Source organism: Chromobacterium vaccinii, from assembly GCF_001855275.1.
Classification (GTDB): Bacteria; Pseudomonadota; Gammaproteobacteria; order Burkholderiales; family Chromobacteriaceae; genus Chromobacterium; species Chromobacterium vaccinii.
In genome coordinates this window covers 3,367,521-3,388,430 of the sequence record NZ_CP017707.1, presented here as the reverse complement: position 1 = coordinate 3,388,430, position 20,910 = coordinate 3,367,521, and the positions used below count along the sequence as shown (strand labels likewise).

19 protein-coding genes are annotated in these 20,910 nt (G+C 66.0%); 3 read left to right on the top strand and 16 right to left on the bottom strand.

Annotation, left to right across the window (positions count from 1 at the left end):
* Positions 1–13: 13 nt before the first annotated feature.
* The 16 genes from BKX93_RS15660 to gatC all read right to left on the bottom strand — a co-directional run bounded on the left by BKX93_RS15660 (position 14) and on the right by gatC (position 18,028).
* Entirely contained in the window at positions 14–739 is a 726-nt protein-coding gene (locus tag BKX93_RS15660; protein ID WP_021477359.1) for a cell division protein FtsQ/DivIB, read from the bottom strand.
* Positions 729–1,640 carry a D-alanine--D-alanine ligase gene (locus BKX93_RS15655; RefSeq protein ID WP_046155177.1) on the bottom strand — a complete coding sequence of 304 codons (912 nt, stop codon included), beginning with the start codon at positions 1,638–1,640 and terminating at the stop codon, positions 729–731. The genes BKX93_RS15660 and BKX93_RS15655 overlap by 11 nt, the downstream gene beginning before the upstream one ends.
* 51 nt (positions 1,641–1,691) lie before the next feature.
* A complete protein-coding gene (murC, locus tag BKX93_RS15650; protein WP_046155178.1) occupies positions 1,692–3,086 on the bottom strand; it encodes a UDP-N-acetylmuramate--L-alanine ligase in 1,395 nt (464 codons plus the stop codon).
* 37 nt (positions 3,087–3,123) lie between these two features.
* Positions 3,124–4,206, bottom strand: coding sequence for an undecaprenyldiphospho-muramoylpentapeptide beta-N-acetylglucosaminyltransferase (murG, locus tag BKX93_RS15645; RefSeq protein ID WP_046155179.1), 1,083 nt, complete (start codon positions 4,204–4,206; stop codon positions 3,124–3,126).
* 131 nt (positions 4,207–4,337) lie between these two features.
* On the bottom strand, positions 4,338–5,495 hold the full coding sequence (ftsW, locus tag BKX93_RS15640) for a putative lipid II flippase FtsW (RefSeq protein ID WP_021477363.1): 1,158 nt from the start codon (positions 5,493–5,495) through the stop codon (positions 4,338–4,340).
* A complete protein-coding gene (gene murD / locus BKX93_RS15635; RefSeq protein WP_070980539.1) occupies positions 5,492–6,853 on the bottom strand; it encodes a UDP-N-acetylmuramoyl-L-alanine--D-glutamate ligase in 1,362 nt (453 codons plus the stop codon). Before murD ends, ftsW begins: the two co-directional genes overlap by 4 nt.
* 11 nt (positions 6,854–6,864) lie before the next feature.
* Entirely contained in the window at positions 6,865–7,950 is a 1,086-nt protein-coding gene (mraY, locus tag BKX93_RS15630; protein ID WP_046168319.1) for a phospho-N-acetylmuramoyl-pentapeptide-transferase, read from the bottom strand.
* Between the two features lies 1 nt (position 7,951).
* Positions 7,952–9,313: a UDP-N-acetylmuramoyl-tripeptide--D-alanyl-D-alanine ligase gene (locus tag BKX93_RS15625; protein ID WP_070980537.1), complete on the bottom strand. Its 1,362-nt coding sequence runs from the start codon at positions 9,311–9,313 to the stop codon at positions 7,952–7,954.
* Positions 9,310–10,791 (bottom strand): UDP-N-acetylmuramoyl-L-alanyl-D-glutamate--2,6-diaminopimelate ligase, encoded by a 1,482-nt coding sequence (locus BKX93_RS15620; protein WP_070980535.1) that lies wholly within the window; start codon positions 10,789–10,791, stop codon positions 9,310–9,312. The genes BKX93_RS15625 and BKX93_RS15620 overlap by 4 nt, the downstream gene beginning before the upstream one ends.
* 4 nt (positions 10,792–10,795) lie before the next feature.
* A complete protein-coding gene (locus BKX93_RS15615; RefSeq protein WP_070980534.1) occupies positions 10,796–12,547 on the bottom strand; it encodes a peptidoglycan D,D-transpeptidase FtsI family protein in 1,752 nt (583 codons plus the stop codon).
* Positions 12,547–12,819, bottom strand: coding sequence for a cell division protein FtsL (ftsL, locus tag BKX93_RS15610; RefSeq protein WP_021477369.1), 273 nt, complete (start codon positions 12,817–12,819; stop codon positions 12,547–12,549). Before ftsL ends, BKX93_RS15615 begins: the two co-directional genes overlap by 1 nt.
* The gene (gene rsmH / locus BKX93_RS15605; RefSeq protein ID WP_046155185.1) at positions 12,816–13,778 is read right to left on the bottom strand and encodes a 16S rRNA (cytosine(1402)-N(4))-methyltransferase RsmH; all 963 of its coding nucleotides are present in this window, start codon (positions 13,776–13,778) and stop codon (positions 12,816–12,818) included. Before rsmH ends, ftsL begins: the two co-directional genes overlap by 4 nt.
* Positions 13,775–14,221 (bottom strand): division/cell wall cluster transcriptional repressor MraZ, encoded by a 447-nt coding sequence (gene mraZ, locus BKX93_RS15600; RefSeq protein ID WP_011137898.1) that lies wholly within the window; start codon positions 14,219–14,221, stop codon positions 13,775–13,777. The genes rsmH and mraZ overlap by 4 nt, the downstream gene beginning before the upstream one ends.
* Positions 14,222–14,621: 400 nt before the next feature.
* Entirely contained in the window at positions 14,622–16,049 is a 1,428-nt protein-coding gene (gene gatB, locus BKX93_RS15595) for an Asp-tRNA(Asn)/Glu-tRNA(Gln) amidotransferase subunit GatB (protein WP_070980532.1), read from the bottom strand.
* Positions 16,050–16,206: 157 nt separating this feature from the next.
* On the bottom strand, positions 16,207–17,658 hold the full coding sequence (gene gatA / locus BKX93_RS15590) for an Asp-tRNA(Asn)/Glu-tRNA(Gln) amidotransferase subunit GatA (protein ID WP_070981858.1): 1,452 nt from the start codon (positions 17,656–17,658) through the stop codon (positions 16,207–16,209).
* An 82-nt stretch (positions 17,659–17,740) separates the two neighbouring features.
* Positions 17,741–18,028 (bottom strand): Asp-tRNA(Asn)/Glu-tRNA(Gln) amidotransferase subunit GatC, encoded by a 288-nt coding sequence (gene gatC, locus BKX93_RS15585; RefSeq protein WP_046155188.1) that lies wholly within the window; start codon positions 18,026–18,028, stop codon positions 17,741–17,743.
* Between the two features lie 352 nt (positions 18,029–18,380).
* On the opposite strand from gatC, the gene BKX93_RS15580 reads away from it, so the two are divergent.
* From BKX93_RS15580 to mreD, 3 genes are all read left to right on the top strand, one after another.
* Positions 18,381–19,424 (top strand): rod shape-determining protein, encoded by a 1,044-nt coding sequence (locus BKX93_RS15580; protein WP_021477375.1) that lies wholly within the window; start codon positions 18,381–18,383, stop codon positions 19,422–19,424.
* 64 nt (positions 19,425–19,488) lie between these two features.
* The gene (gene mreC / locus BKX93_RS15575; RefSeq protein ID WP_046168107.1) at positions 19,489–20,397 is read left to right on the top strand and encodes a rod shape-determining protein MreC; all 909 of its coding nucleotides are present in this window, start codon (positions 19,489–19,491) and stop codon (positions 20,395–20,397) included.
* A 6-nt stretch (positions 20,398–20,403) separates the two neighbouring features.
* On the top strand, positions 20,404–20,907 hold the full coding sequence (gene mreD / locus BKX93_RS15570; RefSeq protein WP_021477377.1) for a rod shape-determining protein MreD: 504 nt from the start codon (positions 20,404–20,406) through the stop codon (positions 20,905–20,907).
* The last annotated feature ends 3 nt before the right edge of the window (positions 20,908–20,910 follow it).

The window sequence follows — 20,910 nt, the reverse complement described above, 5'->3', positions numbered from 1 at the left end:
CTCCAACGCCTAATCACTTGTTTCCCTTGGCCGGCGGCGCCTTGTAGTCGGGCATCCGCACGGCGAATCCATTCGGATAGCGCAGGTCGACGTATTCGATGTGATACGGCAACCGCGCCAACTCGCTCTTCCAGTAGGTGGCGAAGCGCTCCGCGCGCGCCGCCACGTCATTACGTCCCAGCTCCAGCTGCAGCTGGTTGTCCAGCACCACTTTCCACGCCCGCCGCGACGACAGCCACAATTCGCGCGGCGCCAGGCCCGACGGCTGCAAGGTCTGGCGCATCTGCGTCAGCATCGCCGTCATGTCCTTCTCCGCGCCCGCCGGCCCGAAAAACACCGGCAGCTTGGCGTCGCTGGCCGCGTCGAAACGCTCGCCGCGGGTATTGACCAGACCGTTCTCCCCCCAGCGCGCCAGCGCCACATGCTCCTCCACGGTGATATCCAGCGCGTCCGGCCAGCGCCGTCTCACCTGCGCGTCGCGCACCCATGGCAATTTGCCGAAGGCGGCCCGCGTCTTGTCGATATCCAGCGTGAAGAAGGTGCCGGACAGCTCGTGCTCCGCGATGAACTTCAGCTGTTCGGCCGTCACCCGGTTCATGTCGCCCTGAATCCGTATCTTCTTCACCGGGAACACCGGCGCGTGCGTCAGCCAGAATCCCCCCGCGTACAGCAGCATCAGCGCCGTGGCGCCCAGCATCAGATTGGCCAGGCTCCTGAGCAGCCGATGGTTATCCCACATGCACCGTATCCAATACCTTCAGACACAGGTCCTCGTAAGCGATGCCCTCCACCTTGGCCGCCATCGGCACCAGGCTGTGGCTGGTCATGCCCGGACTGGTATTCGCTTCCAGCAGGTAGATTTCGCCCGCCTCGTCCATCAGGAAGTCCACCCGGCTCCAGCCGCGGCAGCCCAATACCTTGAACGCCTTCAGCGCCAGTTCGCGCGCCCTGGCTTCCACTTCCGGAGCCAGGCCGGACGGGCAGCGGTAGACCGTGTCGTCGCGGAAATACTTGGCCTGGTAATCGTAATACTCGGTGGCCGGTTCAATCTTGATGGTCGGATACGCTTGGTCGCCGATCACCGCGCAGGTGTACTCGCCGCCGCCGATGAATTGCTCGGCGATCACCACGTCGTCGTACTTGCGCGCCTCTTCGAAAGCCGCGCGCAATTCGCCCGCCGCCTTCACCTTGGTCACGCCTATGCTCGAGCCCTCGCTGGACGGCTTGACGAAGATCGGCAGGCCCAGCGCCTTCTCTATCGCGTCGAAATCGCTGCTTTCGTCCAACAGCTCGAACGCCGGAATCGGCAGGCCCGCGCCCTTCCACAACAGCTTGGTGCGCCACTTGTCCATGGCGATGGCCGAGGCCATCACGCCGCAGCCGGTATACGGCACGCCCAGCGCCTCCAGCGCGCCCTGCAGCGTGCCATCTTCGCCGAACGGGCCGTGCAGGATGTTGAACACGCAAGCGAAACCTTCTTCCTTCAGCGCCGACAATGGCTTTTCCGACGGATCGAACCTGTGGGCGTCCACGCCCTTGGACTGCAGCGCCGCCAACACGCCGGCGCCGCTCATCAGCGACACCTCGCGCTCGGACGAGCTTCCACCCATCAACACCGCCACTTTGCCGTACTGCTTCATCTATCTATCCTCAACAAGCCCGCGCCCACGGCGCGGACGGAAATATCCCGATCAACCCGCCAGGGCCGTCACTTTGCCTGGCACCGCGCCGACCGAGCCGGCGCCCATGGTCACCACCACGTCGCCGTCGCGGGCGGCGTCCAGGATGGCCTGCGGCATCTCGGCGATGTCCTCGACGAACAGCGGCTCCACCTTGCCGCCCACGCGCACCGCGCGCGCCAGCGCCCGGCCGTCGGCGGCGACGATGGGCGCTTCTCCGGCGGCGTAAACCTCGGAGAGCAGCAGCGCGTCGACGCTGGACAGCACCTTGACGAAGTCCTCGAACAGGTCGCGGGTGCGGGTATAGCGGTGCGGCTGGAAGGCCAGCAACAGGCGGCGGCCGGGGAAGGCGCCGCGCACCGCGGCCAGCGTGGCGGCCATTTCCACCGGGTGATGGCCGTAATCGTCCACCAGCGTGAAGCTGCCGCCGTCCTGGGCCTTCACTTCGCCGTAGCGCTGGAAGCGGCGGCCGACGCCGGCGAACTCGGACAGGCCCTTCTGGATGGCTTCGATGCTGGCGCCGCACTCCAGGCCGATGGCGATCGCCGACAGCGCGTTCAGCACGTTGTGCCGGCCCGGCAGGTTCAACACCAGCGGGAAGCGGGTGATGGCGCCGTTCTTCACCACCACGTCGAAATGCATCTGGCCGGCGGCCGCGCGCACGTTCTCGGCGTAAATGTCGGCGGAATCGTCCAGGCCGTAGGTCGTTACCGGCTTGGTGACGCGCTCGCGGATCTCGCGCACGTTGGGATCGTCGACGCACAGCACCGCGCGGCCGTAAAACGGCATCCGCTGCAGGAAATCGACGAAGGCCTGCTTCAGCTTGTCGAAACTGTGGTCGTAGGTGTCCATGTGGTCGGCGTCGATATTGGTCACCACCGCCATCACCGGGCTCAGATGCAGGAAGGACGCGTCCGATTCGTCGGCCTCGGCCACCAGGAATTCGCCCAGGCCCAGCTTGGCGTTGGCCCCGGCGGCGGTCAGCTTGCCGCCGATGACGAAAGTCGGGTCCAGTCCGGCCGCGCCCAGCACCGACGCGGTCAGGCTGGTGGTAGTGGTCTTGCCGTGGGTGCCGGCGATGGCGATGCCCTGCTTGAAGCGCATCAGCTCGGCCAGCATCAGCGCGCGCGGAATCACCGGCACGCGCTTGTCGCGCGCCGCCAGCACTTCCGGGTTGTCCGCCTTCACCGCGGTGGAGGTCACCACCACGTCGGCGCCTTCCACATAGGTGGCGTCGTGGCCGAAGAACACGCGCACGCCTTCGGCGGCCAGCCGCTTGGTGGTGGCGCCGTCGGCCATGTCCGAACCCGACACGGTGTAGCCCAGGCCGTGCAGCACCTCGGCGATGCCGCACATGCCGACGCCGCCTATGCCCACGAAATGTATGTGTTTGACCCTGTGTTTCATGTCTGTGTCTCTGCTTGGACGCTCGGTCGGCGCCCTGTCATTCCCCGGCCAGCTGCTGGCACAGGTCGGCCACCCGGCCGGCCGCGCCGGAACGGGCCAGCGCGCGCGCGCGTCCGGCCTTGTCCAGCAACTGGTCTCTGTCCAAACCCGCCAGCAGGCCCGCCAGCCCGTCGGCGTTCAATTCCTTCTGCGGCAGATGCCAGGCCGCGCCGGCCTCGGCCATCCACTCGGCGTTGTCGCGCTGATGGCCGGTGGTGGACACCACCAGCGGCACCAGCACGCTGGGCACGCCGGCCGCGCACAACTCGCTGACCGTGATCGCGCCGGCGCGGCAGATCACCAGATCGCACTCGGCCAGGCGCCTGGGCATGTCGTCGACGAAGGGCAGCAGCTCCACTTGCTCCCGCAGGCCGCCGGCCTGATAGGCGGCCTCGACCGCGGCGAAGTTCGCCTCGCCGGTCTGGTGCGTCAGCAGCGGCCGCTTATCGGCCGGCAGCTTGGCCATCGCCTGCGGCAGCGTTTCGTTCAAAACCTTGGCGCCCAGGCTGCCGCCGACCACCAGCACCTTCAGCGGACCGCTGCGGCCGGCGAAGCGCTCGGCCGGCGGCGCGATGTTCTCGATCTCGCCGCGCACCGGGTTACCGGTGACCAGCGCCTTGGGCTCGCGCGCCGCGCTGCCGTCGAAACCGCAGGCCAGCTTCTTGGCGAACGGCAGCAGCGCCTTGTTGCTGAGCAGCAGGCCGGCGTCGGCGTTGACCAGCACCAGCGGCTTCCACAGCAGGCCGGCCATCACGCCGCCGGGCAGGCAAACATAGCCGCCCATGCCCAGCACCACGTCCGGACGGTGGCGGAAAATCTGCGCCGCGCTGCTGAAGAACGCGCCGGCCAGCTGCAGCGCGCCCTGGACCGAGCCCAGCAGGCCCTTGCCACGCACGCCGTGGAAATTCAGCCGCTCCAGCGGGATGCCGGTCGGCGGCACCAGCTTGTTTTCCATGCCGCGGCGGGTGCCCAGCCACACCACCTTCCAGCCGCGGCTTTGCAGCTCTTTGGCCACGGCGAGGCCGGGGACGATGTGTCCGCCAGTGCCTGCCGCCATCACCATGACCGTGCGATTCGCCATCTCTATCCGTTCCGTTAAATCTTGTTGCCGCGCATCATGCGCCGGTTCTTGCTTCGCCCATCAGGCTCGCAGAAACCAAAGGACACGGCGCCAAGGCGCCTGGAAAGGCTGCAGCCTTTCCTTATGCGGGGCTAAACCTTATAGCCCCGCATAATCCTTCGGTTTTCGTAGTCCACCCGCAGCAGCACCGCCACCGCGATCAAATTCATCAGCATCGCCGAACCGCCGAACGACATCAGCGGCAGCGTCAAACCCTTGGTCGGCAGCAAGCCCATGTTCACCCCGATGTTGAAGAACACCTGAATGCCCAGCCAAATGCCTATGCCCTGCGCCACCAGCGCCTGGTAATAGCGCTCCAGCTTTTTCGACTCCACGCCGATGTGGAAGGCGCGGCGCACGATCCAGGCGTAGAGGCCGATCACCACGCAGATGCCGGCGAAGCCGAACTCCTCGGCGATCACCGCCATGATGAAGTCGGTGTGCGCCTCCGGCAGGTAGAACAGCTTCTCGATGCTGCCGCCCAGGCCCACGCCGAACCATTCGCCGCGGCCGATGGCGATCAGCGAGTGCGACAGCTGGTAGCCCTTGCCGTACGGGTCGTCCCACGGGTCCATGAAGCCCAGCACCCGCTTCAGCCGGTACGGCGACGACACGATCAGCAGCACGATGGCCACCACCGCCATCGCCGCGAGCCCCGAAAAGATGCGCATATTGATGCCGCCCAAAAACAGCAGGCCCATCGCGATGCTCATCACCACCATCAGCGCGCCGAAGTCCGGCTCGCGCAGCAGCAGGAAGGCCACCACCACCATCGCCGCGAACATCGGCGCAAAGCCTTCCTTGATGCTGTGCAGCAGGTGGCTCTTGCGCACCGTGTAATCGGCCGCGTACAGCACGGTGGCGAACTTCATCACCTCCGACGGCTGCAGATTCAGCACGAACAGGTTGATCCAGCGGCGCGAGCCGTTGACCACCTTGCCGATGCCGGGAATCAGCACCAGCACCAGCATCACCAAGCCGATCAGGAAGATCTTTCCCGAATACTTCTGCCAGAACGCCGTCGGGATCTGGAACGCCGCGAACGCCGCAGACAGCCCGATCACCATGAACACCACGTGGCGGATCAGGTAGAAGTAACGGTTCTGCGTCGCCGCGTCCGCTTCCGCGTACGCGATCGACGCCGAATACACCATCACCAGGCTGATCGACAACAGCAGCGCCAGCGCCCAGGCCAGCGCCTCGTCCAGCGCGGTGATCGCCGTGTAGCGGCTGGCCGGATTTCGGATCATGTTCGCTCCGCCTTCACCGCGGCGACGGTGTCGATGAACACCTGGGCGCGATGCGCGTAGTTCTTGAACATGTCCAGGCTGGCGCAGGCCGGCGACAGCAACACCACGTCGCCCGGCCGGGCCAGCGCCGCCGCGCGGCGGGTTGCCTCCTCCAGCGTGTCGCAGCGCTCCAGCGTCAGCCCGCTATCGGCTAGCGCCGCCTCGATCCGTCCGGCGTCGCGGCCGATCAGCAGCACCGCGCGCGCGATGCGCTGGCAGGCCGGCCTCAACGGCGCGAAATCCTGGCCCTTGCCGTCGCCGCCGGCGATCAGCACCACCCGGCGGGTCATGCCGTTCAACGCGGCCTCGGTCGCGCCGACATTGGTGCCCTTGGAATCATCGATAAACGCAACACCGTCGAATTCGTCTACCAACTCGACGCGATGGGCGAGACCGCGGAAGGTTTTCAGCCCTTCCAGCAGCTTGCCCAGCGGCAGGCCGATGCCCTGGCACAGCGCCAGCGCGGCCAGCGCGTTGGCGGCGTTGTGCAGGCCCTGCAGCTGCATGTCGGCGCAATCGAACACCTTTTCGCCGTCCACTTTCAGCCAGTAGCCGCCGTTGCGGGCCAGCGCGTAATCGGCGGCGCCGTTCAGCGAGAACCACTTTACCGGATGGCCGGGGCGGATCATCGCCCGCACCAGCGCGTCATCCTTGTTCAATATCTGCGCGCCCTTGCCGTTGAACACCCGGGTCTTGGCGTGCGCGTAATCCAGCAAATCCTGGTAGCGGTCGAGGTGGTCCTCGGAAATGTTGAGCACGGTGGCGGCGTCGGCCTCCAGCGTGAACGTCGACTCCAGCTGGAAACTGGACAGCTCCAGCACCCACACGCCGGGCCAGCGGCCGCTCTGTTCGCGCGCGAGCAAAGCCTCCAGCACCGCCAGGCCGATATTGCCGGCGACGACGGTGTCCAGGCCCGCTGCCTCGCACAGATGGCCGACCAGGCTGGTGACCGTGCTCTTGCCGTTGGAGCCGGTGATGGCGATCACCTTGTTGCCGTCGCCCTGGATCGCGCGCGCCAGTATCTCGATGTCGCCGACCGCCTCGCCGCCGGAGCGGCGGAAGGCGGCGATGGCCGGATTGGCCAGCGGCACGCCGGGGCTGACCACCAGCAGGTCGGAACCGGCGAAGGTCGCATCGTCGAAAACGCCGACGATAACCTCGACGCCCGGCAGATGGCGCTCCAGCTCGGCCAGCCGCTCGGCGGACGGATTGGCGTCGGCGACGCGCACGCGCGCGCCGTGCGCGGCCAGGTAACGCGCGGCCGCCAGGCCCGAGCCTCCCAGCCCCACCACCGTCACATGTCGATTGGCGTAATCCATCTCTTTCGTCCTCAGCGCAGCTTCAGCGTCGACAGGCCGATCAGCACCAGCATCATGGTGACGATCCAGAAGCGAACCACGACCTGCGTTTCCTTCCAGCCCTTCAATTCAAAATGGTGATGCAGCGGCGCCATGCGAAACACCCGCTTGCCGGTCAGCTTGAACGAAGTCACCTGGATCATCACCGACAGCGCCTCCATCACGAACAGGCCGCCCATCAGGAACAGCACGATCTCCTGGCGCACGATCACCGCCACCGCGCCCAGCGCGGCGCCCAGCGCCAGCGCGCCCACGTCGCCCATGAACACCTGGGCCGGATAGGCGTTGAACCATAAAAACCCCAGGCAGGCGCCGCACATCGCCGCGCAGAACACCACCACCTCGTGCGCGCCGGGGATGAAGGGCAGGCCCAGGTATTTGGAGAACACCGCGTGACCGGCGACGTAGGCGAAGATGGCCAGGCCGGCGGCCACCAGCACCGTCGGCAATGCCGCCAGGCCATCCAGGCCGTCGGTAAGGTTCACCGCGTTGGAAGTGCCGACGATGACGAAATAGGTCAGCACGCAAAAACCCACCGCGCCCAGCGGGTAGGCGACGGTCTTGAAGAAGGGCACGATCAGCTCGGTGGACGCCGGCAGCTTGGCGGTGGCGATCAGGAACACGCCGGCGCCGATGGCGATGGCCGACTGCCACGCCATCTTGAACTTGGCGGACACGCCTTTCGGATCCTTGTACACCACCTTGCGCCAGTCATCGTAGAAGCCCAGCGCGCCGGTGCCCAGCATCACCGCCAGCAGCAGCCACACGTATTTGTTGGACAAATCCGCCCACAACAGCGTGGTGATGGTGATGGCCAGCAGAATCAGCGAGCCGCCCATGGTCGGCGTGCCGGCCTTGACCAGGTGGGTCTGCGGACCGTCGTTGCGCACCGCTTGGCCAACCTTCAGCTCGGTCAGCTTGCGGATCACCCACGGCCCCATCATCAGCGAGATGGCGAGCGAAGTCAGCGCCGCCATCACCGCGCGCAGCGTGGTGTAATTGAAGACATTGAAGGCCCGGATATGCGAACCCAACAGATCAGCCAACCAAAGCAGCACCTTAAACTCCCTCTTTCTTTGCTTGCATCAGGTGTTCCACCACCCGTTCCATGCGCATGAAGCGCGACCCCTTGACCAGAACGGCGGTACCCGACGCCAGCCGGCTATCCAGGCATTCCAACAACTCGTCAATCGAATCAAAACCCTGTCCACCGCCGCCGAACGCGGCCACCGCGCGGCGGGAGGCCTCGCCCAACGCAAAGAGCTGTTCGATGCCGCGCAGGCGCGCGTGTTCCCCAACCTCGGCGTGCAAGGCCGGCGCGGCCTCGCCCAATTCGCCGATATCGCCCATCACGAAGCAACGCGGGCCCGGCAGGCCGGCCAGCACGTCGAGGCCGGCCTTCATCGAATCCGGGTTGGCGTTGTAGCTGTCGTCGATCACAGTCAGGCCGCGCGGGCTTTGCTTGATCTGCAGGCGGCCCTTGGCGCCGCCGAAGGCGGCCAGGCCTTGGGCGATGGCGGCCAGCGGCACATCCAGCGCCAAGGCGACGGCCGCTGCGGCCAGCGCGTTCCTGACGTTGTGCTCGCCCGGCGCCGGCAGCGAAATCTCCGCGTCCCCCGCCGGAGAGCGCAGCGTGAAGCGGCTGCCCAGCGCCGACAGGACCAGGCCGCGCGCGCTCACGTCAGCCTGCTCCAGGCCGAAACTGAGCTGCCGATGGCCGCCGGCGGCCGCGCGGAACAGCGGCAGATTGGCGTCGTCGGCGTTGACCACCGCCACGCCGCCGTCGGCCAGGCCTTCGAAAATCTCGGCCTTGGCGCGGGCGACATCCTCGGTGGAGCCGAAATGACCGAAGTGGGCGCGCATCGCGTTGTTGACCAGCGCCACCCGCGGCCGGGTCAGCCCGGTCAGGTAGCGCAGCTCGCCGTGATGGTTCATGCCCATCTCGATCACCGCGTAGCGATGTTGCGGCTTCAGTTGCAGCAGCGTCAGCGGCAGGCCGATGTCGTTGTTGAAATTGCCGGCGGTGGCCAGCACGGCGTCGTCGCCGGCGTGGGCGCGCAGAATCGCGGCCAGCATTTCCTTGACCGTGGTCTTGCCGTTGGAGCCGGTTACGCCGATGCGGACGGCCGGCTGGGTTTCGCGCCAGCCGGCGGCCAGGCGGCCCAGCGCCAGCCGGGTGTCGTCGCCCGCCTGGATCAGGCTGGCGCCAGCCAATTCGAAGCCGTCGCGCACCAGCGCGGCGGCGCCGCGGGCCACAACCTCGGCGACGAAATCATGAGCGTCGAAACGCTCGCCCTTCAGCGCGACGAACAGATCGCCCGGCTGCGCCTGGCGGCTGTCGGTGATCACGCGCAGCACTTCGCCGTCGGCGCCGGTCAGGCGGCCTTGCGCGAAGCGGGCGGCTTGGCTCAGCGTCATCATCGCGGCTTCCCCCACGCGGTCAGCGCCTCTTCCGCGACGCGGAAGTCGGAGAACGGCCGCTTGACGCCGGCGATGTCCTGGTATTCCTCGTGGCCCTTGCCGGCCACCAGCACCACGTCGCCCACCTTGGCCTGGCCCACCGCCCAGTGGATGGCGGCCTCGCGGTCGGCCTCGACATGCGCGCGGGCGGCGTCCATGCCGGCCAGCACGTCGCGGATGATGGCCTGCGGGTCCTCGCTGCGCGGGTTGTCGCTGGTCAGCACCGCCACGTCGGCGTGCTTCTCGGCGATGGCGCCCATCATCGGGCGCTTGCCCGGATCGCGGTCGCCGCCGCAGCCGAACACGCAAAACAGCCTGCCGCCGGCGGGGCGGATCTCGGACAGCGTGGCCAGCGCCTTCTCCAGCGCGTCGGGAGTGTGGGCGTAATCGATCACCACCAGCGGCTCATGCGCGCCGCCGACGCTCTGCATCCGGCCGCGGGCCGGCTGGATGCGCGCCATCACCGCGGCGGCGTCCTGCAGGCTGACGCCGTTGACGCACAGCGTGGCCAGACAGGCCAGCAGATTGGCGGCGTTGAAGCGACCCACCAGGCCGGTGCGCACGTCGACCGCGCCCCATGGCGTGGCCACGGTCAGCTGCAGGCCTTCCAGCGTGGCGGCCAGCGCCATCGGGCGCACATCGCCCTGCTCCAGGCCGTAGGTGACCACGCGGGTCTGTTTAGGATCGATCTCGGCGGCCAGCTGGCGGCCGAAAGCGTCGTCGGCGTTGATCACCGCGTGCTTCAGGCCTTCCCAGAAGAACAGCTTCTTCTTCGAGTCGCCGTAGGCTTCCATCGAGCCGTGGTAATCCAGGTGGTCGCGGGTCAGGTTGGTGAACACCGCGGTGGCGAACTCGACGCCGTTGACGCGGAACTGGTCCAGGCCGTGGCTGGACACTTCCATCGTCACCACGTGCGCGCCCTGGCGGCGGTATTCGGCCAGCTTCTGCTGCACCGTCACCGGGTCCGGCGTGGTGTGGGTGGTTTCGGTCAATTGGCCGTAGAAACCGTTGCCGACGGTGCCGATCAGCGCCGCCTTCTGGCCCAGCAGCGAAAACGCCTGCGCCAGCCAATGGGAAATGGAGGTCTTGCCGTTGGTGCCGGTGATGCCGACCACGGTCAGGTCGCGCGACGGCTGGCCCAGCACATGGGCGGCGACGATGCCGGCGCGCTCGCGCAGATTGGGCACCGCCAGATTGGGCACTTGCCATTCGGCGTTCCAGACGAAGCCGTCGGCGTCGTCCCACAGCACCGCGGCCGCGCCCTTTTCCAGCGCGGCGGGAATGAAATCGCGGCCGTCGACGTACTCGCCGCGGCAGGCGAGGAACACGTCGCCCGGCAGCACGCGGCGGCTGTCGGCCTCCACCCGCTTGATCGGGAGGCCCAGCTGTTGCAACAAGGCCGGATCCCAGTCCGGCAACGCAGTCAAACGGCTCTTCATGATCTTAAAAATCCGCCGGAACCGGGGTCGATTCCGGCAATAAAGTGTTGTTGGATGGCTCGTCAGGCGCGATGTTCAGCACGCGCAGCGCGCCGCCCGCCACCTGCGAGAACACCGGCGCGGACACCGCGCCGCCGTAGTATTTGCCCGCCGACGGCTCGTCTATCATTACCGCCACGATCACCTTGGGCGAGTGGCCGGGCGCGAAGCCCATGAACAGCGCTCGGTGCTTGTTGGCCACGTAGGTGCGGCCCTCCAGCTTGCGCGCGGTGCCGCTCTTGCCGCCTATGCTGTAGCCGATGATGCGGCCGCCGACGGCGCCGCCGCCCGGCTGGCTGTTGGCGATCAAGAGATCGCGCATCTCGTGCGCGGTCTTTTCGTTGAGCACGCGCTTGCCCGGCATCGGGTTGGACGTCTTGTACAGCGAGATCGGCAGCATCACGCCGTCGTTGGCGAAGATGGTGTAGGCGCGCGCCATCTGGATCAGGCTGACCGACAAGCCATAGCCGAAGGACATCGTCGCCTGCTCGATCGGGCGCCATTTGTGCCAGTCGCGCAGCCGGCCGCCGGCCTCGCCGGGGAAGCCGGTTTCCGGCGGCCGGCCGAAGCCCAGCGCGTCGTAATGGGCCCAGGACTCCTCCGGGCTGTTCATCAGCGCCAGCTTGCTGGTACCGACGTTGGACGATTTCTGGATGATGCCGAGGATGTCCAGGCTGGGACGCGGCGCCACGTCGCGGATGGTGGCCGGCCCGATCATGTAAGTGTGGGTGTCCAGCACCGTGTTCAGATTGGCCTTGCCGTGCTCTAGCGCCAGAGAGATCGACAGCGGTTTCATGGTGGAGCCGGGCTCGAACAGGTCGATCACGCCGCGGTTGCGCATCATCTCCGGCGTCACGCCGCTGCGGTTGTTCGGATTGAACGACGGGTAATTCGCCAGCGCCAGCAGCTCGCCGGTGTGGGCGTCCAGCACCACCACGCTGCCGGCCTTGGCCTTGTTGGTCTCCACCGCGGCCTTGATCTCGCGGTAAGCCAGGTATTGGATGCGGTGGTCGATCGCCAGCGCCAGCTTCTGGCCGTCGCGCGGCGGCTCGATGGCTGCGACGTCCTCGATGATGTGGCCGCGGCGGTCCTTCAGCACCACGCGGCGGCCATCCTTGCCTGACAGCATCTTCTCGCGGGCGAGTTCGACGCCTTCCTGGCCCTTGCCGTCCACGCCGGTGAAACCGATGATGTGCGACACGATCTCGCCGGCCGGGTAGAAGCGGCGGAACTCCTGCTGCTTGGCGATGCCGGGCACGCCCAGCGCCATCACCTTGTCGGCCAGCTCCGGACTGATCTGGCGCTTGATGTAGACGAATTCCTTCTTGCGGTCGGACAGCTTGGACGACAGCTCTTCCGGCGACAGGTCCAGCAGGCCGGCCAGCTCGCGCAGCTTGGCCGGCGGCACCGGCTCCATGTCGGCCGGGCTGGCCCAGATGGTCTGCACCGGCGAGCTGATCGCCAGCGGCTCGCCGTTGCGGTCGGTGATCACGCCGCGGTTGGCTTCCAGCATCAAGGTGCGGCGGAAGCGCGCCTCGCCCTGGCCCTGCAGGAAGTCCTGCTGCACCACCTGCAGATAGACCGCGCGGCCGATCAGCGCCAGGAACAGCAAGGCCAGCATCAGCAGCACGCAGCGCACGCGCGTGCTGGTCATACGCAGCGCGGGGCTGGCCGGCGCTGGGCGGGTGCGGACGCTGTAGCTGGAACCGGCGCGCATCACAGCGCTCCCTTCGCCGTGATCACCTGGATCTGGCGCGGATCAGGCGTGTGCATGTCGAGGCGGGTGGAGGCGGCTTTCTCGATCACCGCGTGCGCGCCCCAGGTGCTCTGCTCCAGCTGCAGCTGGCCGAACTCCACCTCCAGCTGCTGCCCCGACTTGGTTTCCTTCTGCAAGTCGCTGTAGAGCTTGCGCGACACGTGCGTGGACGTCACCACCGACCAGGCGGAGAACACGGCCATCAGCAGCAGCGTCGCGTTGAGCTTGTTCATGCGTCGCCCTCCCGCCACGGCGCGGCGGTGCGCTCGGCCACGCGCATGATGGCGCTGCGGGCGCGCGGATTCTCGCGCAGCTCCTCGTCGCCGGCGCGGATCGCCTTGCCGACCAGACCGATCGGCGGCTTGGCCATGTCGGCCGCGCGCACCATCGCCCAGGCCGGCAGCTTTTCCTCGCTGCTGACATCGCGCAGGTACTGCTTGACGATGCGGTCCTCCAGCGAATGGAAGCTGATCACCGCCAGGCGGCCGCCCTCGTTCAGCAGGCGGGCGGCCTGCGGCAGCACCGCCTTCAGCTCGTCCAGCTCGCGGTTCACAAAGATCCGGATCGCCTGGAAGGTTCGCGTCGCCGGGTCTTGGCCCGGTTCGCGAGTACGGACGTTTTGCCCAACGAGCACAGAGAGCTCGCGGGTGGTCGTGATGGGGTTTTCCCCCCGTTGCGCAACAATGGCTGCTGCGATCTTGCGAGCAAACCGCTCTTCACCATAAGTCTTGATGACCTCTCTGATATCGGCCTCGTCGGCCGTTGCCAACCACTCGGCGGCGGTGACGCCGCGGGTGGTATCCATACGCATGTCCAGCGGCGCGTCGAAGCGGAAGCTGAAACCGCGGCTGCCGTCGTCGATCTGCGGCGACGACACGCCCAGATCCATCAGCACGCCGTCGACGCCGGCCACGCCCAGGCGGGCGAGCTCGGCCGACAGCGTCTCGAAACCGTTGTGCACGATGTTGAAGCGGGAATCCTCCGCCGCCAGCCTGTCGGCGACGGCGATGGCTTCCAGGTCCTTGTCGAAGGCGATCAGCCGGCCGGAAGGGCCGAGCTTCGATAGGATCAGGCGGCTGTGGCCTCCGCGACCGAAAGTGCAATCGACGTAGACGCCATCCGGCCGGATGGCGAGCGCGTCGACCGCTTCGGTCAGCAATACCGTGCGGTGCACGAAGGTGGGGGTGCTCACAGCGTGAAATCTCCAAGGTGTTGCGCCAAATCGGCTTGGTCGATGGCCAGCGCGTCAGCGGTCTGGCTGTCCCACTCCTCGGCATTCCACAGTTCGAAGCGGTTGCCCATGCCTACCAGGGCAACGTCCTTGTCCAGCGCGGTCAGTTCGCGCAGGCGGGCCGGCAGCAGCACTCGGCCGGCGGAGTCCATCTCCAGGGTCTCGGCATGGCCGAGCACCAGTCGTTGATAGCGTTTCAGGGTGGGATTGCCGGTGGGAAGGGCCAGCAGACGGGCCTCGACCGGGCGCCAGTTGGGTTCGGGGTAAAGCAGCAGATGGTCTTGGGATTCGAGGGTGACGACCAGCTTGTGCCCAAACGCGGACAGCAGCGTCTCGCGGTGCTTGGCCGGAATAGCCAAGCGCCCCTTGCTATCGAGAGACAAGATGCTGACGCCACCAATCATGATTTGAGACCCGCTGACCGAGAAAAACGGAGCCGTCGCTCCGGGGGGAGAATTTCCCCACTTTCACCCACTTTGACCCACTTTCCGCCACTATAAGAAAGAACTGCCCCACGGTCAACATAGGGATTTACTAATTCGCCTTTTGAGACAATGACTTACGGCAGCGCGTAAAAATGGAATCTGAAACAAATCAGGGACTTAAATTCGCCTGTAAAAGTGGGACATGAACATTGCGGGTCGCGGAGACTGTAACAAGGCGGCAATGATTGCCAATGGAACTGTTTGAACCACAAGTATCTTCAGGAAAAGCAACAAATTACCGGCGGCGATTTTCAGCCATGTATTTAAAAAACAACAGGGCGGCCATTCAGGCCGCCTTGTTGCTCCGGCGATCAGACGATCAAGACAGCTTTTGGCGCAGGATGTCCTGCACCTGGGCCGGATTGGCCTTGCCCTTGGACGCCTTCATCACCTGGCCGGCCAGCGCGTTCAGCGCCTTTTCCTTGCCGGCGCGGAACTCCTCCACCGCCTTGGGATTGGCGGCGATCGCCTCTTCCACCATCTTTTCGATGGCGCCGACGTCGGATACCTGCTTCAGGCCGTCGCGCTCGATGATGGCGTCGGCGGACAGATCGCTGTCCCACAACGCGTCGAACACCTGCTTGGCCAGCTTGCTGGACAAGGTGCTGTCGGCGATGCGGACGATCAGGCCGGACAAGCGCTCCACCGAGATCGGGCAGTCGGCGATGTCCTTGCCGTCGCGGTTCAGGCGGGCGGCGATTTCGCCGTTGATCCAGTTGGCGGCCAGCTTGCCCTGGCCGGACGCCTTGGCTGCGGCCTCGAAATACTGCGCCTGCTTGAGGCTGGACGTCAGCAGCGCCGCGTCGTAGGCGGACACGCCGTAGCTCTCCACGAAGCGGGCCTGCATCGCGCCCGGCAGCTCCGGCATCTCGCCCTTGATGCGGGCGATCTGCTCGTCGGAGATGCGCACTGGCAGCAAGTCCGGGTCCGGGAAGTAGCGGTAGTCGTGCGCGTCTTCCTTGCTGCGCATCATGCGGGTCTCGCCGCTGTCCGGGTCGAACAGCACGGTGGCCTGCTGCACCTTGCCGCCGTCTTCCAGCGTATCGATCTGCCACTGGATCTCGTACTTGGCGGCCTGCTCCAGGAAGCGGAAGGAATTGAGGTTCTTGATCTCGCGACGGGTGCCGAATTCCTTTTGCCCCTCCGGGCGCACCGACACATTGACATCCATGCGGAAGCTGCCTTCCTGCATATTGCCGTCGCAGATGCCCAGCCAGGTCACCAGCGTGTACAAGGCCTTGACGTAGGCCAGCGCCTCGTCGACCGAGCGCATGTCCGGCTCGGACACCACCTCCAGCAGTGGGGTGCCGGCGCGGTTGAGGTCGATGCCGGACAGTCCCTGAAAGTCTTCGTGCAGGCTCTTGCCGGCGTCTTCTTCCATATGGGCGCGGGTCACGCCGATCACCTTCTCCTGGTCGCCGACCAGGATCTTGAGCCGGCCGCCCTCGACGATGGGCAGGTCCATCTGGCTGATCTGGTAGCCCTTTGGGAGGTCAGGATAGAAGTAGTTCTTGCGGGCGAAAACGTTCTTCTGGTTGATGTTGGCGTCCAGCGCCAGACCCAGGCGGATGGCCTTGTCCACCACCGCGCGGTTCAGCACCGGCAGCACGCCGGGCAGTGCCAGCTCCACCGCGGAAGCCTGGGTGTTCGGCTCGGCGCCGAAAGCGGTGCTGGCGCCGGAGAAAATCTTGGAGACGGTATTGAGCTGCACATGCACCTCGATACCGATTACGACTTCCCATTTCATGGTCGGAAAATCCTTTTCATGCCAGGGCGCAGCCGCACCCATGGAAACTTAAACTCTGAGCCCGCGCGAGCGGCGCGAAGACCAGGTGCGCGCGCAGGCAATGCATTCAGTACGGCAAGCGCGCCCAACGCCGCATTCGCGTCGCGCGGCCGCCGGCTTACAGCGCGGGCGCCTTGGCGTGCCAGTCGGTCGCTTGCTGGAACTGGTGCGCTACGTTCAGCATCCTGGCTTCGCCGAAGTAATTGCCGATGATCTGCAGGCCGATCGGTCGGCCGTTGGCGGCGAAGCCGGCCGGCACGCTCATGCCCGGCAGGCCGGCCAGGTTCACCGACAGCGTATACACGTCGGACAGATACATCTCCACCGGATCGGACGCCATCTGGCCCAAATCGAAGGCGGCGGTCGGCGCCACCGGTCCCAGGATCACGTCGCACTGCTGGAAAGCGGCCTTGAAGTCGTTGGCGATCAGGCGGCGGATCTTCTGCGCCTTCAGGTAGTAAGCGTCGTAGTAGCCGTGGCTCAGCACGTAGCTGCCCACCAGGATGCGGCGCTTGACCTCGTCGCCGAAGCCTTCGGCGCGGGTCTTCTCGTACATGTCGACCAGATCCTTGTAGTCCTTGGCGCGGTGGCCGTAGCGGACGCCGTCGTAGCGGGACAGGTTGGTCGAGGCCTCGGCCGGCGCGATCACGTAATAAGCCGGAATCGACAGCTCGGTGTTCGGCAGCGCGATTTCCACCGCCTCGGCGCCCAGCTTCTTCAGCTCGGCCACGGCGTTGTCGACAGCGCGCGCGACGTCGGCATCCAGGCCGGCGGCGAAGTATTCCTTGGGCAGGCCCACTTTCAGGCCGGCCAGGGATTGGTTCAGATCGCGGCTGTAGTCTTCCTTGGCGCGCTCCAGGCTGGTGGAGTCGCGCTCGTCGAAGCCGGCCATCACGTTCAGCATCAGCGCGCAGTCCTCGGCGGTCTGGGCGATCGGGCCGCCCTGGTCCAGCGAGGAGGCGAAGGCCACCATGCCGTAGCGCGACACCACGCCGTAGGTCGGCTTGATGCCGGTGACGCCGCAATGGCTGGCCGGCTGGCGGATGGACCCGCCGGTATCGGTGGCGGTGGCCACCGGCGCCAGGCGCGCGGCGACGGCGGCGGCGGAACCGCCGGAGCTGCCGCCCGGAATCGCCTTGGCGTCCCACGGGTTCCTCACCGCGCCGTAGAACGAGTTTTCATTGGACGAGCCCATCGCGAACTCGTCCATATTGGCGCGGCCCAGCGTCACCATGCCGGCGGCGGCGCATTGCTCCACCACGTGGGCGCTGTACGGCGAAACGAAGTTGTCCAGCATCTTGGAGCCGCAGCTGGTCTTCCAGCCTTGCTGGCAGAACAGATCCTTGTGCACCAGCGGCACGCCGGTCAGCGGATGCGCGTCGCCGGCGGCGATGCGGGCGTCGGCGGCGCGGGCTTCGGCCAGCGTCTTTTCGCGGTCGGTGGTGACAATGGCGTTGAGCTGCGGGTTCAGCGCCTCGATGCGGTCCAGGTACTGGCTGGCCAGCTCCACGCTGGAAACCTGTTTGGCCGCCAGCTGTTGCGACAATTGCTTGAGGGTGGCTTGTGTCATTTCGATCAAATCTTGCTATCCGGATAGTCTGGCCCGGCCGGCGATTTTCTGGGAACCAATCGCGGCGGGACGGCTCACAGGCTTACTCGATCACTTTGGGAACGAGGAACAGGCCTTTTTCCACTTGCGGCGCGACCGCCTGGAAGGCCTCGCGACGGTTGGGTTCGGTGACGACGTCGTCGCGCAGACGCAGCGACACGTCCTGCGGATGCGCCATCGGCTCGATGCCGTCGGTGTCCACCGCCTGCATCTTCTCGATCAGGCCGAAAATATTGTTGAGCTGGTCCGCTGTGGCGGCGATTTCCGCCTCGCTCACATTGATGCGGGCAAGCTTGGCGATCCGTGCGACATCCTGATGCGTCAGCGACATGGCTTCCTCGTTAAAACCTTTAATATTTCAAGCTTTATAGGGTATCATACCCCGTTTGATTCTCCCAAGATCGACATTGCGCCACGACGCATTCCGAGGGCATTTCCCGCCCCGCCGGAAGCCTGCGCCGGGGCTGCAGACGCAGGCCGAATCCGCTGCCGGGCAAGACCGGCAACAACTGTTCGACGTCCCCCGCATCGGCGCGACAAAACGCCCGTGCGCAACGCTCGGGACAGTGAATAGTTGCCATGCCTGATAAAAAGGCGGGGAAACGGGCCTGCCACAGATTAAACTGGATTTTTACGGACGCCGCCGGCGTCCGCCACTGACGAAAACTGACCAGGACCGCCCAATGTTTCGTTCGCTGACCGGATACTTCTCCAACGACCTCGCCATCGACCTCGGCACCGCCAACACCCTGATCTACATGCGCAGCAAGGGCATCGTCCTCGACGAGCCTTCGGTCGTCGCCATCCACAACGACGCGCCGACCAACAAAAAGTCCATCCTGGCCGTCGGCCTGGAGGCCAAGCGCATGCTGGGCCGCACCCCGGGCAGCATCCAGGCGATCCGTCCGATGAAGGACGGCGTGATCGCCGACTTCACCGTCACCGAGCAAATGCTGAAGCAGTTCATCAAGAAGGTGAACCCTAACCGCTTCTTCGCCGCCAGCCCGCGCATCGTGATCTGCGTGCCCTGCGGCTCCACCCAGGTGGAGCGCAAGGCGATCCGCGACTCCGCCCTCGCCGCCGGCGCGCGCCGCGTCGAACTGATCGAAGAGCCGATGGCCGCGGCGATCGGCGCCGGCCTGCCGGTGGAAGAGCCGACCGGCTCCATGGTGGTGGACATCGGCGGCGGCACCACCGAAGTCGGCGTGATCTCGCTGGGCGGCGTGGTCTACTCCAACTCGGTGCGCGTCGGCGGCGACAAGTTCGACGAATCCATCATCAATTACATCCGTCGCAACTACGGCATGCTGATCGGCGAGACCACCGCCGAGGAAATCAAGAAAACCATCGGCTCCGCCTTCCCGGGCGCCGAGGTGCGCGAAATGGAAGTCAAGGGCCGCAACCTGGCCGAAGGCATTCCGCGCGCGTTCACCGTGTCTTCCAATGAAATCCTGGAAGCGCTGACCGAGCCGCTGAACCAGATCGTTTCCGCAGTGAAGATCGCGCTGGAACAGACTCCGCCGGAACTGGGCGCCGACATCGCCGAAAAGGGCATGGTGCTGACCGGCGGCGGCGCGCTGCTGAAGGACATCGACCGCCTGCTGGCGGAAGAGACCGGCCTGCCGGTGTTCGTGGCCGAGGAACCGCTGACCTGCGTGGTGCGCGGCTCTGGCAAGGCGCTGGAAAAAATGGACAAGATCGGCACCATTTTCACCAACGTGCCTTAAACTTCCAGCAAATACCCTGTAAACCGAGCGAACGCCGCGCCGTCAAGGCGCGGTGGCTGTGGCCATGGATTTCGCCAACACCCCAAGCTTTTTCCGCTCCGGGCCGCCCCCGGCTGCGCGCCTGGCCATGAGCGTGGTCGCCTCGATCGCGCTCTTGATCGGAGACAGCCGCTACGGCCTGATGGAACAGGCTCGCGAAGCGCTGTCGCTGGCGCTGTACCCGGTGCAGCGCGCGGTCAACATGCCGGCGCAGGCGGTGCGCCACGCCGGCGACTACCTGACCTCGCAGGCCGAGATGAAGCAGGAAAACACCCTGCTGCGCGAGAAGCAGCTGCAGATGGCCGCCCAGCTGGGACGGCTGCAGACGCTGGAGCGCGAGCTGAACGAGCTGCGCCAGTTGAACGGCATCCGCGCCCAGCGCGACGACTCGGCTCAGATCGCCGAGACGCTGTACACCGGCCGCGACCCGTTCTCGTACAAGATCATCATCGACAAGGGCGACGACGCCAAGCTGCAGGCCGGCCAGCCGGTGGTGGACGCGCGCGGGCTCTTGGGACAGGTAACGCGGGTGCAGCCGCTGACTGCCGAGGTGACCTTGATCATCGACAAGAACCAGATGGTTCCGGTGATGATCGCCCGCACCGGCGAGCGCGCCATCCTCTATGGTTATGGTGGCGGCATCGAGTTGCGCTACCTGCCGCAGAGTTCGGACGTCAAGGAAAACGACCGCATCGTCACCTCGGGTCTGGACGGCGTGTTTCCGGAAGGCATCCCGGTGGCGGTGGTGAGCAAGGTCGATCGCAATGCCGGCGCCGCCTTCACCCGCGTCAGCACCCTTCCGATGTCCGGCGTGCAGCAGACGCGCTACGTTCTGGTGCTGCAAGCCAAGGAAACGCGCCCGCGCCCGGCTGAACCGCCGGCGCTGCCGGAGAAGAAGACCAAGGGCGGCAAGAAGTCCGCCGACGAGGAGTAAGCCCAGATGTCGTTGGACCGCCCCAAGGAATTGCTCAAGCCGGTCAAGCGCCGCTTCATCCTGACCACCTTCGTGATCGCCGTGCTGGTCGAGCTGGTGCCGCTGCCGCACGGCAGCACGCGCTGGCTGCCCGACTTCATCGGCCTCTTGATTCTGTATTGGGTGATCAACCAGCCGCGCCGGGTCAACATCGGCATCGCCTTCCTGATGGGCATCATCGCCGACGTGTCCACCGCCGGCCTGTTCGGCCAGCACGCGCTGGCTTACTCGATCACCGCCTTCCTGGCCTTGAGCCGCCAGCGCCAGCTGGTGATGTTCAACCTGGGCCAGCAGGCGCTGGTGGTGCTGGGCCTGATGCTGACCAACCAGCTGATCATGGTGGTGGTGCGGATGCTGACCGGCTCCGCCTTCGTCGGCTGGAGCTATTTCCTGCCGCCCTTGATCGGCGCGCTGCTGTGGCCGCTGTTGACCAAGCTGATGCTGATTCCTTACCGCCACCACACGGCATGAAAC